The organism is Siminovitchia fordii DSM 16014 = CIP 108821 (assembly GCF_000374565.1).
Classification (GTDB): domain Bacteria; phylum Bacillota; class Bacilli; order Bacillales; family Bacillaceae_C; genus Siminovitchia; species Siminovitchia fordii.
In genome coordinates this window covers 112,714-126,722 of the sequence record NZ_KB894696.1, presented here as the reverse complement: position 1 = coordinate 126,722, position 14,009 = coordinate 112,714, and the positions used below count along the sequence as shown (strand labels likewise).

Sequence of the window (14,009 nt, the reverse complement as noted above, 5' to 3'; positions counted from 1 at the left end):
CAACAGGCACATACGGCGTTAAAATGTCAACTTTTGATTGCTGCAGCAATTCAACACTGTGCTCATGCGCACGGAATTTATCACGGCGGTGAATGATCATCACTTTCTCTGCGATCGGTTCAAGCATCATCGCCCAGTCGACTGCGGAATCTCCACCGCCGAATACAGCGACTTTTCTGCCTTCGAATTGCCCCAGATTCTGAACAGAATAGTGCAGGTTCGCTTCCTCGAATCTTTCTTCCCCTTCCAATTTCAGCTTGCGGGGCTGGAAAGCGCCGTTTCCTGCAGTAATAATAATCGATTTTGAAAAATGGACCCCTTTATTCGTGACAATGTTGAAAGTGCCGTCTGAGCCTTTCACTACATTTTCCACTGTTTCCCCCAAGCATGTTTGAACTTCAAATTGGTTCATCTGTTCTGTCAGATTATCAATGAGTTCCTGCGCCCTCACTTTGGGAAATCCCGCGATGTCATAGATATATTTTTCCGGGTAAAGTGCCGACAATTGTCCGCCCAATTGCGGCAGACTCTCTATTATTTTTACTGATGCCTGGCGCATGCCGGCATAAAAGGCGGTGAAGAGCCCGACAGGACCTCCGCCGATAATCGTAATGTCTACTACCTCATTTGATTTTTGCATGTTTACCTCCTGCCCTCTAACTTAAACCGAATATTATGAATATTAAATTAAATAATCAAACTTGAAGGGCCTCTTCCCCTTTATTTTCCTTTGCCGGAATTTCTTCCTCGTCAAAATTGAACATCGGGGCAGTTTTTTTGAACATCTTCGTAATATACATCAGAAAAATGAATCCGGCCACATTCCAGCAAATACCCAAAATTAAAGCCCGCAGATCCATGCTAAACCACATAATGATCAGGAAGCCAATTCCAATAATCGGGGAAATCAAGTACATGAACGTCTCCTTTACAGACCGCTTTTTACTTTTCACATAATAAAAAACGATTACAGATAAATTAACAAAAGTGAATGCTGTAAAAGCTCCAAAGCTGATGAATGAAGCAGCGGTGACCAAATCAAAGAATACAGCTGTCATTGCTACCAATCCCGATATGATAATATTGTAAATGGGGACACGTGACCTTGGTGTAACATAGCCGAATACTTTCCTAGGGATTACGTTGTCCCTCCCCATTGCATACAATAACCTCGATATACTTAACTGTGCTGAAATTCCACCGGAAATGTTACACAAAATAATGACGACAAGAAATACCGAAGCAAATAACATGCCTCCGATTTGCGGCGCTATTTCCGCAGCGGCTGATTCGGGATCTATGAATACGGAAGCATCCGGGTAGCCGACCTGCATGAAGTAGGTTACTGCCGTATAAGTAATTCCGATATACAGAGCCAAGGCGATCATTACTCTGGGGACAGTTTTTGTTGGATTGATCGTTTCTTCTGCCAATGTACTGATTGCATCAAATCCAATATAGGAATAAGCCAGTATGGTAACTCCAGCCAACACACCCGCAAGAGTCAGGTTTGCGGAAAATAAAGGCTCCAGAGAAAAGATATTGTCCGTTTCTGAACTGTTCGCAAGCCCTTTAATAAGAAGAGCCATAAAAATAACAGTAATCAATATCTGCGCAAATACAAAAACGGTGCTGAGTGATACAGCCACTTTTACATTAAAGAGATTTGCCACACTGATGATGACAATGGGGATGACCACCCATAGCCATGCCGGTACTCCCGGAAAATAAGCAGCCATATAGATTTTGATGGCCAACGCATACAGCATAGGCAAAAAGAGATAATCGCACAGGGCTGACCACCCCACCATAAACCCGAGATTGGGATGAAATGTTTTTTGAACATATGTGTAAGCCGATCCCGCACTTGGAAATGCCTTAACCATATGAACATAGCTGAATACGGTAAAAAGGATGGCAACCATCGCGAACATGTATACCAATGGAACGTGTCCCCCCGTGGCGAGGGACGCTATTCCAAAAGTATCAAAAACGGTCGTTGGTGTAAGCAAAGCCAGTCCAAGTATAAAAACATGAATGAACTTTAACCTTCTTTTTAAGCCTTGCTGTTCGGTCATGAGGTTCTGACCCCCTCTAATGCATTCAATACTAAACCATGGAAGTGGTGGACACCGTGCTCACTGATCGATGTCTTCTGTTTATCAATCACATAGCGTCCATCAGTGTACCCTTTTGAACGCAGTCCCCGTTGTACACTTTCAACCAGGCTGATATCCTCTGGAGTCAGCACTTCATCCTGATACTTGATGCTCTCCCAACCTTCTTCGGTCGGCTCTTTTGACATGAAATAGAACTCCAAATACTCAATAGATTCCTCGGGACCGACTGGCTCGATATACATGATGATGATTCCCGGCTCACCAGGCATAATGTCAAGAGCCAAGGTTGGCCATAACCATAAGGATAAATATGTCTCCTCGCTTGCCATCTTCAGTTCGCCCGGAATGCTGCAGGAACCCTTCCCTCTGCTCGTTTGGGCAATATAGTACTCTTTCGGGCTGATTTCGTAACTATTCATATCTATTTGTTTAATAAACTCAGGATGAGCCACTTGGCAGTGGTGGCACTCAAGATAATTGTCTATTACGTTTTTCCAGTTTCCTTTTATATCGTAGCGGATTCTTTTCGCCAGAGTCAGGTTTTCCACTTCAGGAATTTTGGTGCGTATGGTTTCTTCCAACTCGGGCATCATTTCCCGAATGGGTCGGGCATTCGGGTCCAGGTTGACAAAAATGAAGTTCAGAAACACTTCAATATTAACAGGCGTTAAACAGGCATCTTTTTGTTCAAAATTTTTGATTTGATCCACTGCTCGGCCTTGATTAAACTGTCCATCCAAATGGAAGGTCCATGCATGATAAGGACAAGAAATGACTGATTTCTTTCCTTCCCCTTCCACCAATTCATGTCCCCGGTGTGGACATACATTATAAAAGCCTCTAACAATATGATCTTTTCCCCTTACGATCATGATGTTTTGATCAAAAATTTTAAAAGTGAAATATTTGCCAGGAGCATCCACTTTTTCAACATGACCGGCGAAAATCCAATTTTTATAAAAGATTTCTTCCTTTTCCTTATTAAGAATGTCTTCGCTTGTGTAAAAGTGTGACGGAAGTGTATATGATTCCTGTGGATCTGCTTTATATCTGTGTGTCATATCTACTTTCATTTCTTAATCCCCCAGTTATGTTTTTAAAAAATATGCTTATCCTTCAGAGTCTTAAAATGATGATAAGAAGTGCATCCAATCAAAGATGCACTTCTCAAAGTCTTAGTTTGGAAACCATCCAGCAGGCTGTACATCAAGATTAATATTGATTTGCTTGATTTCTTGGAAGTCATCCAATCCGTATGTTCCAAGGCTGCGTCCAATTCCACTCTGTTTGTAACCGCCCCAAGGCGCTTCGTTATAGGTTGTACCGAATGAATTTACCCACGTAATTCCAGCACGAACTTTTTTGATGACACGCATTGCTTTTGCTCCATCGCCTGAGAAAACACCACCAGCAAGGCCAAAGTCCGTATCGTTCGCAAGCTTGATGGCTTCTTCTTCATCTTTAAAGCTTTGGATCGTAACGACCGGGCCAAAAATTTCTTCCTGCACAATACGCATGTCGGAAGTGACGTTTACAAATACAGTCGGTGCAATGAAAAACCCTTTATCTAATCCATTTTCAGTTAAACGGTTGCCTCCGCATGCCAACGTGGCCCCTTCTTGTTTGCCAATTTCAATATATTTTAAAATCGTATTCATTTGAGCCTCACTGTTAATCGCACCCATTTGTGAGTTTTCATCCAAACCAGGTCCAGCTTTGATTTGTTTTGCACGTTCGACAAATTTCTCTACGAATTTATTGTAAATGCTCTCTTCTACTAAAATACGACTCCCTGCTGAACATACTTGTCCAGTTCCGTAGTAGATTCCCATTAAAGCATAGTCTACTGCCGTCTCAAAATCCGCATCCGCAAAGATGATGTTTGGTGATTTTCCACCCAATTCAAGAGAAATCTTTTTCAAGTTTCCTGCGGCTGCTTTCATGATTTCGCGCCCAACTTCAGTGCTTCCAGTAAATGATACTAGATCAACGTCTTTGCTTTCTGCAATTGTCTGTCCGACAACTGACCCTCTGCCCATCACTAGATTCATTACACCTTTTGGCACGCCAACTTCTTCAATGATTTCAACCAATTTCATTGCAGTAATAGGAGTCGCTTCTGCTGGCTTATAAACGATTGTGTTGCCTGCCGCGAGAGCCGGAGCAATCTTCCAAACACTCATCAACATTGGGAAATTCCATGGAACAATAAGTCCTGCCACCCCAACAGGCTCTTTGACGACCATCGCCTGCACATCCTCAGGCACTTGATATGTTTCACCTTCAGGTGCCATGATCAATCCGGCATAGTAACGGAAACATGAGGCGGCATCTGCAATATCAAACTCTGCTTCTGTTTTTATTTTTCCATTATCCATTACTTCCAGTGTTGCAAGCTCATCAAGGTTCTCTTCAATTTTATCTGCAATTTTATTTAAATAAGCTGCTCGTTCATACGTTGTCAGACCAGACCAGACACCGCTTTCAAATGCTTCCTTCGCAACCGCGATTGCTTCCTCTGTCTCCTCTTTTGTTGCTCTTGGAGCTCTGGCAATGACCTCTTGGTTTGCCGGATTGATCACAATATTTACATCTTCCCCGTTTGCTGCTCTCCATTCACCGTTGATATAGTTTTTTAGCTCAATGACTGTTGAAGTAACTGACATTATCCATTTCCTCCTTTAGTTTTCAAGGGGTGCCGTTGCCTGTTTCAATTGCCCCTTTTTTGTCGTCACCCTTTTAATATTTGCAATTACTATGCCAACCGGTCGGTTTATCAAAAAGCCTAATTTACAGGCTTTTATTAAAAAAGGCAGAACAAAGATTCAGTCAAAATTGATTATTTTGAGTCATTTTTGACTGAATGCCCGTCTGACCTTTTATCATGTAAATCAGTCTTTATACACTCGAATTAAATTAGGTTGCGGAAAGTGAGTTGCTCCGGGGTGACCCACCTTACAACCAGTCATTAACAATATGCTTCGAAACAGAAAATGTAAGGCTCTTTTGTGGAATTCAGTGATTAATCCATAGATTGGAAGTACAAAATTCGACAATATTATGCTCAAATAGTATTGACATTTCTTTTACATAGGTATATGATCATTGATAACAATTTCATTTGGAAATCTCTTATTAAGAGCGGTGGAGGGACTGGCCCTGAGAAACCCGGCAACCATTCTTGTTTGTTCCAAACAAGAACAGGTGCTAAATCCTGCAAAATACTTTGTATTTTGAAAAATAAGAGAGTGCGTGAGTACTTTTGTGTATATCCATGCCTCTCTGTGCGAGAGGCATTTTTTGATTCGCAGGAGATTTCCACACGAGATCCCGAAGGGAGGAGCGTGGAGCACAAAAAAATGAATCTATCAAATGAACACTATAATAGTTATAAACTGTCATAAACTCGATTAAAAAGATCAATATACAAAGAAAAGAGGAAAAGCATCGTGAAAAAGTGGCTATTATCCAGTTTATTCATTTTGGTGATTGCAGCTCTTGCAGCCTGCGGTGGAGGCAGCAAAGAGGAAGCTAGTGGAGATAAAGATGAAAAAGCAGAAGGACTTCTCAGTGACAGCAAATTGACCGTTGGTGTTACTGCTGGCCCTCACGAACAAGTCCTTGAGAAAGTCAAAGAACTTGCTGCAGAAAAGGATTTGGATATTGAGGTCAAGGTATTCACAGACTATATTATGCCGAATATCGCCTTAGACGAAAAAGATCTGGATCTTAACGTATTCCAGACTATTCCTTATTTGGAGCAATTTAACGAAGACCGGAATTTGGAACTTGTCGAAGTCGGTAAAACACTTACTTTCCCTATGGGGATTTATTCAACAAAAGTAAAAGACGTTAAAGAACTGCCAAAAGGAGCAAAACTCGGTTTACCAAACGACCCTACAAATGGAGGACGTGCCCTGGTTTTATTTGAAAGTGCCGGATTAATTAAATTGAAAGACGGTTCCGGGAATACACCTACAGTCAAGGATGTTGAGGAGAACAAAAATAACTTTGAGTTTGTAGAACTGGAAGCCTCCCAGCTTCCAAGGCAATTGGATGAGCTTGATGCTGCTGCAATCAATACAAACTTTGCCATTGAACACGGATTTAAACCAGCTAAAGATTCCATTTTTATTGAATCAAAAGATTCACCATGGGTGAATGTCGTTGCATCCAGAGCTGAGTCAAAAGACGACGAAGCCATTCAAAAGTTTTTAGATGTGTACCAATCTGATGAAGTGAAACAATTTATTGATGAGACATTCGAAGGATCAGTCATTCCCTCTTGGTAAGAGAATTAAGCCAGGCAGCCTGCCTTAAAGGCAGCTGCCCTTTTGTAAACTTTCCCATACGTCGTAACCGGTAAAATAAATGCAAGAAGGAGCCATACACATGATAGAACTCGCGGGAATCACTAAAACATTTCAGGGTAAACAAGGTGCGATTCACGCATTGAAAAACGTATCTCTTTCCGTTAAAAAAGGCGAAATATATGGCGTAATCGGCTATAGTGGCGCTGGAAAAAGTACGTTGATCCGCTGTGTGAATCTTTTGGAAAAGCCCGATGCAGGGTCTGTAAAAGTAAAAAATGTCGATTTGACAAAGCTATCCACAAACAACCTGCGCAAAGCCCGTGGCGATATCGGAATGATTTTCCAAGGCTTTAACCTATTAAAAACGGCTACGGTATACGACAACGTCGCACTTCCATTAAAGCTTACCGGACTAAGCAAAAAAGAAGTAGAAGAACGCGTTGATAAATATTTAAAAATTGTCGGCTTGGAACAAAAGCACGGCGCCTACCCTTCTGAGCTATCCGGCGGACAGAAACAAAGGGTGGCGATTGCAAGGGCCCTCTCCCATGAACCGGAGATTCTTTTAAGCGACGAAGCGACAAGTGCACTTGACCCTGATACAACAGAAGCTATTTTGGATTTGCTGTTAAAAATCAATAAAGAGCTGGGAATCACTATCTTATTGATTACACACGAAATGAACGTCATCCAGCGAATTTGTGACCGTGTTGCAGTAATGGAAAACGGAGAAGTAATTGAAGAAGGAAAAACAAAGGATATTTTCACTGCTCCGAAACATTCGACAACGAGGAAATTTGTCAACAGCCTGTTTTCCCATAAGATTCCTGCTGATATTCTTGCTAATTTAAATGAGACCGGCCAAGTTGCCACACTCTCTTTCTTTGGGGAATCATCCGGAGAGCCCGCACTGGCAATGGTAAGCAAAAAGTTCGATATTTATCCGAATATCTTATCAGGGAGCATTACTCAGTTAAAAAATGAATCTTTTGGACAGCTTGTTGTTCATTTCAAAGGAGAGCCGTCCGACATTCAAAAGGCGATAAAATACTTGGAGAATGATCAAGTGAAAGTGGAAGGTGTGAACATCAATGACGCAAATACAAGAGTTTCTTGATAATTGGGGCGAGGATATTTGGGTATCTATCATTCAAACCTTTCAAATGACTGGAATTTCACTTGGAATTGCCATTTTGATCGGCCTTCCTTTGGGAATTTTGCTTGTGCTGACAAGACCTGGAAAAGCGTTAAGCAATAAATTTGTATTTGGGCTTTTGAACATCATTATCAATATCGTACGTTCCATACCATTTATTATCCTATTGTTCTTTATCCTTCCTTTTACAAAGTTTCTTGTCGGTACATCTATTGGGGTAAAAGGGGTAATTGTTCCTTTGGTCATTTATACTGCACCTTATATCGCCAGATTGATGGAAACTGCCCTGCTTGAGGTCGACCGGGGTGTCATTGAAGCATATGAAGCAATGGGAATCAAAACAAGGCATATCATTTGGCATGTACTCGTACGGGAGTCCCGCTCTTCCATTGTGCTTGGATTAACCATTGCGACCATCTCCCTTATAGGCGCTACAGCGATGGCAGGACTGGTCGGCGGCGGAGGACTCGGTGATCTTGCATACCGGTATGGCCACCTTCGTTACGAAGTTGACGTGATGTATGTAACGGTTATCCTCTTGATTATTCTTGTCCAAGGTTTGCAGTCTCTCGGCAACCGATTGGCTGCCAGGTTGAAAAAAGATTAAACAGCGACGGAAAGCTTGAACACTTCACAAAGAGATTTGGAAAACACGGAAAGGATTCCATGTCGACTTATCGTAATGCAGAAGTGTGAAGTTTGTGAGGGCCAAGGCGTTGACACTGGAAGATTTGCCCGATGCCCGATTGGATTATTTCCATAAGTTATGAAGGAATATTACAAAGAAAAGAAAAGGAGATTTTCATCATGAAAAAGTGGATATTATCCAGCCTATTTATTTTATTGATTGCGGCCCTTGCAGCGTGCGGCGGAAGCAAAAAGGAATCTGATGATAAAGCCGAAGGGCTGCTCAGCGACGGAAAGCTCATTGTAGGTGTTACAGCCGGAGAACATGAGGAAATCATGGAGCAAGTGAAAGAACTCGCAGCAAAGCAAGACTTGGAAATTGACATTAAAACTTTTTCTGACTACCCAATCGTGAACGAAGCATTGTCTCAAGGAGACCTTGATCTGAATGTGTTCCAACACGAACCTTATTTAAACGAACAGAAAGAAGACCGTAACTACGATATCGTGAAGGTTGGAAATACCATTACTACCCCAATGGGCGTTTATTCCAATAAAGTCAAGGATTTCAGCGAACTAAAAAAAGGCGCAAAACTTGGATTGCCGAATGACCCAACAAACGGTGGACGTGCCCTTCTTTTATTCGAAAAAGCGGGTTTGATCAAACTTAAAGAAGGTGTCGGTGAAACTCCTTCCGTCAAAGATATTGAAGAGAATAAAAATGATTATGAGTTTGTAGAGTTAGAAGCTGCACAAATTCCCCGCCAGTTGGATGAGTTGGGTGCGGCAGCCATTAATTCCAACTATGCAATTGAAAGTGGGCTCGTCCCAACCGAAGATTCCATCTTTATCGAAGATAAAGATTCTCCATGGGTCAACATTGTAGCAGCCAGAGCGGAAAACAAAGACGATGAAGCGATTAAAAAGTTTTTAGACGTATATCAATCAGATGAAATTAAGCAATTCATCGAAGACACATACAAAGGATCTGTTATTCCTGGGTGGTAATTAAAAAAGCGAAGTACCCATTGCACCAAATAAAAGCTCAATTTTTATTGAGCTTTTTTTATTTGGTAAAATCATCAACTATTTCAATTTTTCTAACATATAAGAAAAATTCATGCTAATATAAAAATAATCCATAAATAAGGAGGCTGCACAGTGCAAAATATTAAAAATAAATTGACCTTGGCAAAAATACGCGATCAATTTCCGGCACTGAATCGAACTCTTAAAGGAAAAAAAGTGGTGTATTTTGACGGACCCGGCGGAACACAAATGTGCCAGCCATCAATCCACCGGATGATGGACTATATTGAGAGTGGAATGGCCAACCGTGACGGTCTCTTTCCTACGAGCGAAGAGACAGAAGCTATCCTTTCCCAGGCGCGGGCAGAAATTGCTGCACTTGTGAACGGTTATGAAAGCGGTGTCTTTTTTGGGAATAATATGCCATCACTTGCCTATTCAATCTCAAGGATGATTGGGCGGGACTGGAAAGCAGGAGATGAAATTGTCGTTACCGAATTGGATCATTCCGCTAATGTCGATCCATGGGTTCAAATCGCTGAAGAAAAGGGCATGATGATTAGACGGATTCCGGTGGATGTGGACTCTTTAACATTGGATAACTCTGCTATTGACACGTTGATCCATTCAAAGACAAAAGCTGTGTTCCTCGGACTTGCCTCCAACGGTGTAGGCACCATTAATGATGTGAAGCCATACATAGAAGCATCCAAAACGGTAGGAGCACTCACTGTTATAGATGCGGTCCAGGCCATCCCTCATATCGCCGTCGACCAAAAAGCACTGTCAGCCGATCTTGTACTGGGTTCAGGCTACAAGGTTTTTGGTCCGCATATAGGATTTGCCTCTATGGACCCTGATTTATTGTCCAAATATAAACCGTATAAATTGATACCTGCACACAATGAACATCCTTCCTCCATGGAAACAGGTACTCAAAATCATGAAGGGATTTCGGGCATGATTGGTGCAGTTGAATTCATTGAAAGCTTTGGAGAAGGTGAATCAAAGAGGCAAAAAATTGTAAATGCCTATCAGCTATTTGAGCAGAAGGAACATCAAATGGCTTCATTTTTAAAAGACGAGATTTCAAAAATAAAAGGGGTAAAAATGTTCATTCCTCCGAGTCATGTACCATCGACACCTATCATTTCATTCGTCGTTAGCGGAATCCCTTCAAGTACTATCAGTAAATATTTAGCAGATGAACATACCATTTTTGCCGCCAACGGAAATTTTTACGCCTATCAGCTTGCCAATAAGCTGGATGTAATGAAATATGACGGCTGGCTCAGAGTTGGACTATCTCCGTATAACACACTGGAAGAATGCGAACGATTTATAAATGGATTAAAAGACTGCTTAAAAATGTATCTCTAGAACAAACGCGCAATCGCCTGCTTATTGCATTAAAACCGAAGAAAACCCGAGGGGTCCTGCTTATCGGCATAAAGCTGTATGTAGCATACTGTGTAAAGAATGTCATTCCCTACCTGGCGTTTTATAATCTCCTGAACCACAATAAACAGAAGCCGTTATAACACAACGGCTTCTGTTTTATTATCAATTTCTGATTAAGCTATAAATGGATGCCCCAACAAGCTCTCCTGCCTCTTGTAGGCGTTCTTTGCTAATATGTTCAATAGTATCTTGAGGTGTATGATAATACGGCTCCAGGTTGGCCGTTCCTGGCTCACGCCTGATGAAGTTAATTGCCGGTATCCCTGCATCATGGAAAGATACATGGTCCGATGATCCACGCTGGTACAATATCAGCTCAGAAGGTGTACCGATTCGTTTTGCCGTAGCCAAAGCCGTCTCACTCACAATGTTCGCCTTGCCGTCTACCGCGTTCATAAAGATCGCAGTAGCATTTTCCCAGTCCGTACCGACCATATCCATATTAAAATTGGCAATGCTTCGCTTCACCTCATCTTGGCTTAATTGGCTTACATAATGTTCCGATCCGACGAGCCCGATTTCTTCTGCGCCAACAAAAACAAAGCGCAGTTCCTTATCAATAGGATAGCTCTTCAAGATTCGCGCCAGTTCAAGTGCCACTGAAGTTCCCGAAGCGTTATCATTTGCCCCCGGAGCAAATGGGACGCTATCAAAGTGAGCCGATACATGAACTATATCATGACCCGAACCTTTTTTAGGCTTCCTTGTTCCAATAATATTCTGTGATGTGGCACTTCCCAACTTTTCAACAGTGAATGTCACCGTTTTTCCCTGCAAAGCAATATCATTTAATAAGGACAGGCCACTCGCTTTGGATATTCCGCCAACCGGAACCGACGTTTCTCCTCCAATGGATGGGTTCAAGGGACCAGGACTATCAATATTATCGTAGATAAGTACACCCGCAGCTCCAGCAGCCACCGCATTTGCCACTTTTTCTTGGAAACTGAACTCCCCTCTTGAAATAAGAGCAATTTTACCAACGACTTCCGCTGTAAAATCTTCTGGCTTTCCAAGCTTTGCATCATATAGCTCAGCGGTCAGCCCCTCTTTGGCCGTTGCTGCGGAACCTGCCGGAATATTGATGTCAATTTGGTTTCCGCCAGCCAGTAAATGGCCGATCATTTGATCAGGAATGTTGAACTCCTGGACTTCAACATTATATCCATATGATTGAAGACGTTTCTTTATAAATTCCGCTGTCTGCTTCTCCTCTTTTGTTCCGGTAACCCTAGGTCCAATTTTTTCCGAGAGATGGTGGATATCCTTATATATTCGTTCTGAATCAACCCTGGCAATGACCTTTTGGTCGAAAGCCTTGGCGCTTGGGTTTGATTTTTCTGGGGCAGCTTGGACAATAGAAGATTGTACAGACCCAAAATAAAAACTAGAGGTTAATAAAAACACAGAAAGCAAAAGTGAAAATCTTTTTCTTCCTTTTCTCAAATCTATTACCTCCTTGAATATGTCGTTACTACAAACTATATTCTCCCTTTTGAGTAGCTTCCCTTTCCAATAACGCTAAAATGAATCTATTCACCTATATAATTTTCAAAAATGTATGACATATCTCTCACTCACTTCCTTTAATTCCTACTAAAGAATCTCAGAAAAGAATTTGACAAACCAACCATTTAATAATAGATTTATAATGTAAACTTAAGATAAAAAAAGTTTACATTAGGAGGAGTTGTATGCTTCAGGAACAACAAAAGTTAAGAATGATGATTATAACTGCCATTTTTGCAGCCATTATCGGGATTTTAGCTCAGGTCACCATCCCATTGCCTCTTGTTCCAATTACAGGACAAACATTGGCGATCGGATTGGCCGCAACCATTCTGGGATCGAGACACGGTACAGTTTCCGTCCTTCTCTACATATTGCTAGGTGCAGTCGGCATCCCTGTGTTTGCTGGTTTTTCCGCAGGTCTTTCCGTCCTAATCGGACCAACTGGCGGGTTTATCGTCGGGTTTATCCCAACTGCTTTCTTCATTGGTTGGTATTTAGAGAGAACGTCCTTTAATTTCATTCATGCTATGGCGGCCAACACTGTAGGCATGCTGATTACACTAAGCTTCGGGACAGCTTGGTTAAAAGTAGGAGCGAACTTGAGCTGGGAGGCAGCTTTCGCCGGTGGATTTGCTCCATTTATCGTTGTGGGATTAATTAAAGCAGCACTTGCCTCATGGATCGGGGTATTAGTCCGCAATAGGCTGGCCAACGCCAATATATTGTTTACAGCAAAAAAGTCAGCTTAACAGCTGACTTTTTCATATTATTTAGATGTACTCGTCTTTCCGAAGAACTTCAAGAGTTCAGTTAAAGCCTGGCTGAATGTTTCCAAATGCTCTTCAACTCTGCCCGGAAACTCTTTTTCTATAAACTCCAGTGTATCATTTGGCGTATGCCACACACTGCCATGTTTAACGGTTTGTGTATAGCCATCTATGTCACCGATTTCCCAATTGGTAGCTTCGAAATAACCATACGGAATTCCCAGGCGTTTAAATGGCGCATGATCACTCCAGTCCCCTGTCGTTCCAGCCGGATAAGCCGGATTTAAGCCAGGGTTCGTTCCAATATCCAACTTTTTCTTCTCTGCAATTTTCAAGGCCTGATCCCTGATAAACCCTTTCTCCCCTGTGCTTCCATACACATACATATGATCACCGACAGCCAGGCTGTCCAAGTTAATCATTCCTACTGTATTTTCAATCTCTTCTGCTGTCATTTGGCCAGCATAGTAATTTGACCCTCTCAGCCCTGCCTCTTCTGCACCAAAAGCAACAAATTTAATAGAATAGGGAGTATTGATTTTCTTTAATACCTCAGCAGCCTCAAGCATGACGCCTACGCCTGAAGCATTGTCGTCCGTTCCTTTTCCAGCAGCAACAGAATCATAGTGTGCTCCGACAATAATTTCCTTGCTGGACTTCCCTTTCTTATAAGCAATCACGTTAGAAGAATGGACTACCGTTCCCCTGTTGGTATATGAAAAAGGCTGGACGTTGGTAGTATAGCCCATGCGCTTGAACTGGCTCTCAATATAATCCCTCGCCTCTTCCTCTTTCGCCGATCCTGCCACACGTGCCCCCACCGTATATGTTAAATAATTTGTATGTTCATATGCCATTTTTCCTGTCTTGTGAATGAGTGAGGGGTGGTAGGTGACAGTAGCAGCAGAGGAACTGCCTGCAGCAGCGAACAACAACAGAAGAGCCATAACCATTGAAACGAAAATGCGGTTTCTCACATCGATCTCTCCTATCCCTAGATTAGTAGTTTTATACTATTAGAATC

At 42.0% G+C, this 14,009-nt stretch carries 12 protein-coding genes and 1 riboswitch; of the genes, 6 read left to right on the top strand and 6 right to left on the bottom strand.

Going from position 1 to position 14,009, the window contains the following annotated elements; translation table 11 throughout:
- From C509_RS0115725 to C509_RS0115710, 4 genes are all read right to left on the bottom strand, one after another.
- A partial coding sequence (locus C509_RS0115725) for an NAD(P)/FAD-dependent oxidoreductase (protein ID WP_018707888.1) occupies positions 1-640 on the bottom strand: 640 nt, incomplete at its 3' end.
- A gap of 55 nt (positions 641-695) precedes the next feature.
- Positions 696-2,078: an APC family permease gene (locus C509_RS0115720; RefSeq protein ID WP_018707887.1), complete on the bottom strand. Its 1,383-nt coding sequence runs from the start codon at positions 2,076-2,078 to the stop codon at positions 696-698.
- Positions 2,075-3,193 (bottom strand): aromatic ring-hydroxylating oxygenase subunit alpha, encoded by a 1,119-nt coding sequence (locus tag C509_RS0115715; RefSeq protein WP_018707886.1) that lies wholly within the window; start codon positions 3,191-3,193, stop codon positions 2,075-2,077. Before C509_RS0115715 ends, C509_RS0115720 begins: the two co-directional genes overlap by 4 nt.
- A 102-nt stretch (positions 3,194-3,295) precedes the next feature.
- On the bottom strand, positions 3,296-4,786 hold the full coding sequence (locus C509_RS0115710) for an aldehyde dehydrogenase family protein (protein ID WP_018707885.1): 1,491 nt from the start codon (positions 4,784-4,786) through the stop codon (positions 3,296-3,298).
- Between the two features lie 463 nt (positions 4,787-5,249).
- Positions 5,250-5,367: riboswitch (SAM riboswitch) on the top strand.
- Positions 5,368-5,569: 202 nt separating this feature from the next.
- Between C509_RS0115710 and C509_RS0115705 the strand changes: the two genes are divergently transcribed.
- The 5 genes from C509_RS0115705 (at position 5,570) to C509_RS0115685 (ending at position 10,625) form a co-directional block, all read left to right on the top strand.
- A complete protein-coding gene (locus C509_RS0115705) occupies positions 5,570-6,412 on the top strand; it encodes a MetQ/NlpA family ABC transporter substrate-binding protein (protein WP_018707884.1) in 843 nt (280 codons plus the stop codon).
- A 100-nt stretch (positions 6,413-6,512) separates the two neighbouring features.
- Entirely contained in the window at positions 6,513-7,550 is a 1,038-nt protein-coding gene (locus C509_RS0115700) for a methionine ABC transporter ATP-binding protein (RefSeq protein WP_018707883.1), read from the top strand.
- On the top strand, positions 7,525-8,196 hold the full coding sequence (locus C509_RS0115695; RefSeq protein ID WP_018707882.1) for a methionine ABC transporter permease: 672 nt from the start codon (positions 7,525-7,527) through the stop codon (positions 8,194-8,196). The genes C509_RS0115700 and C509_RS0115695 overlap by 26 nt, the downstream gene beginning before the upstream one ends.
- A 200-nt stretch (positions 8,197-8,396) precedes the next feature.
- On the top strand, positions 8,397-9,224 hold the full coding sequence (locus C509_RS0115690) for a MetQ/NlpA family ABC transporter substrate-binding protein (protein ID WP_026319898.1): 828 nt from the start codon (positions 8,397-8,399) through the stop codon (positions 9,222-9,224).
- Between the two features lie 153 nt (positions 9,225-9,377).
- Positions 9,378-10,625: an aminotransferase class V-fold PLP-dependent enzyme gene (locus C509_RS0115685; RefSeq protein WP_018707880.1), complete on the top strand. Its 1,248-nt coding sequence runs from the start codon at positions 9,378-9,380 to the stop codon at positions 10,623-10,625.
- 183 nt (positions 10,626-10,808) lie between these two features.
- Here the strand turns inward: C509_RS0115685 and C509_RS0115680 are convergent, their stop codons facing one another.
- Positions 10,809-12,152 (bottom strand): DUF4910 domain-containing protein, encoded by a 1,344-nt coding sequence (locus C509_RS0115680; protein WP_018707879.1) that lies wholly within the window; start codon positions 12,150-12,152, stop codon positions 10,809-10,811.
- Positions 12,153-12,400: 248 nt separating this feature from the next.
- Between C509_RS0115680 and C509_RS0115675 the strand changes: the two genes are divergently transcribed.
- Complete coding sequence (locus C509_RS0115675) at positions 12,401-12,967, top strand: biotin transporter BioY (protein ID WP_018707878.1); 567 nt, start codon at positions 12,401-12,403, stop codon at positions 12,965-12,967.
- Positions 12,968-12,984: 17 nt separating this feature from the next.
- On the opposite strand, the gene C509_RS0115670 is transcribed toward C509_RS0115675, so the two are convergent.
- A complete protein-coding gene (locus C509_RS0115670; RefSeq protein ID WP_018707877.1) occupies positions 12,985-13,962 on the bottom strand; it encodes a M20/M25/M40 family metallo-hydrolase in 978 nt (325 codons plus the stop codon).
- Between the last annotated feature and the right edge of the window lie 47 nt (positions 13,963-14,009).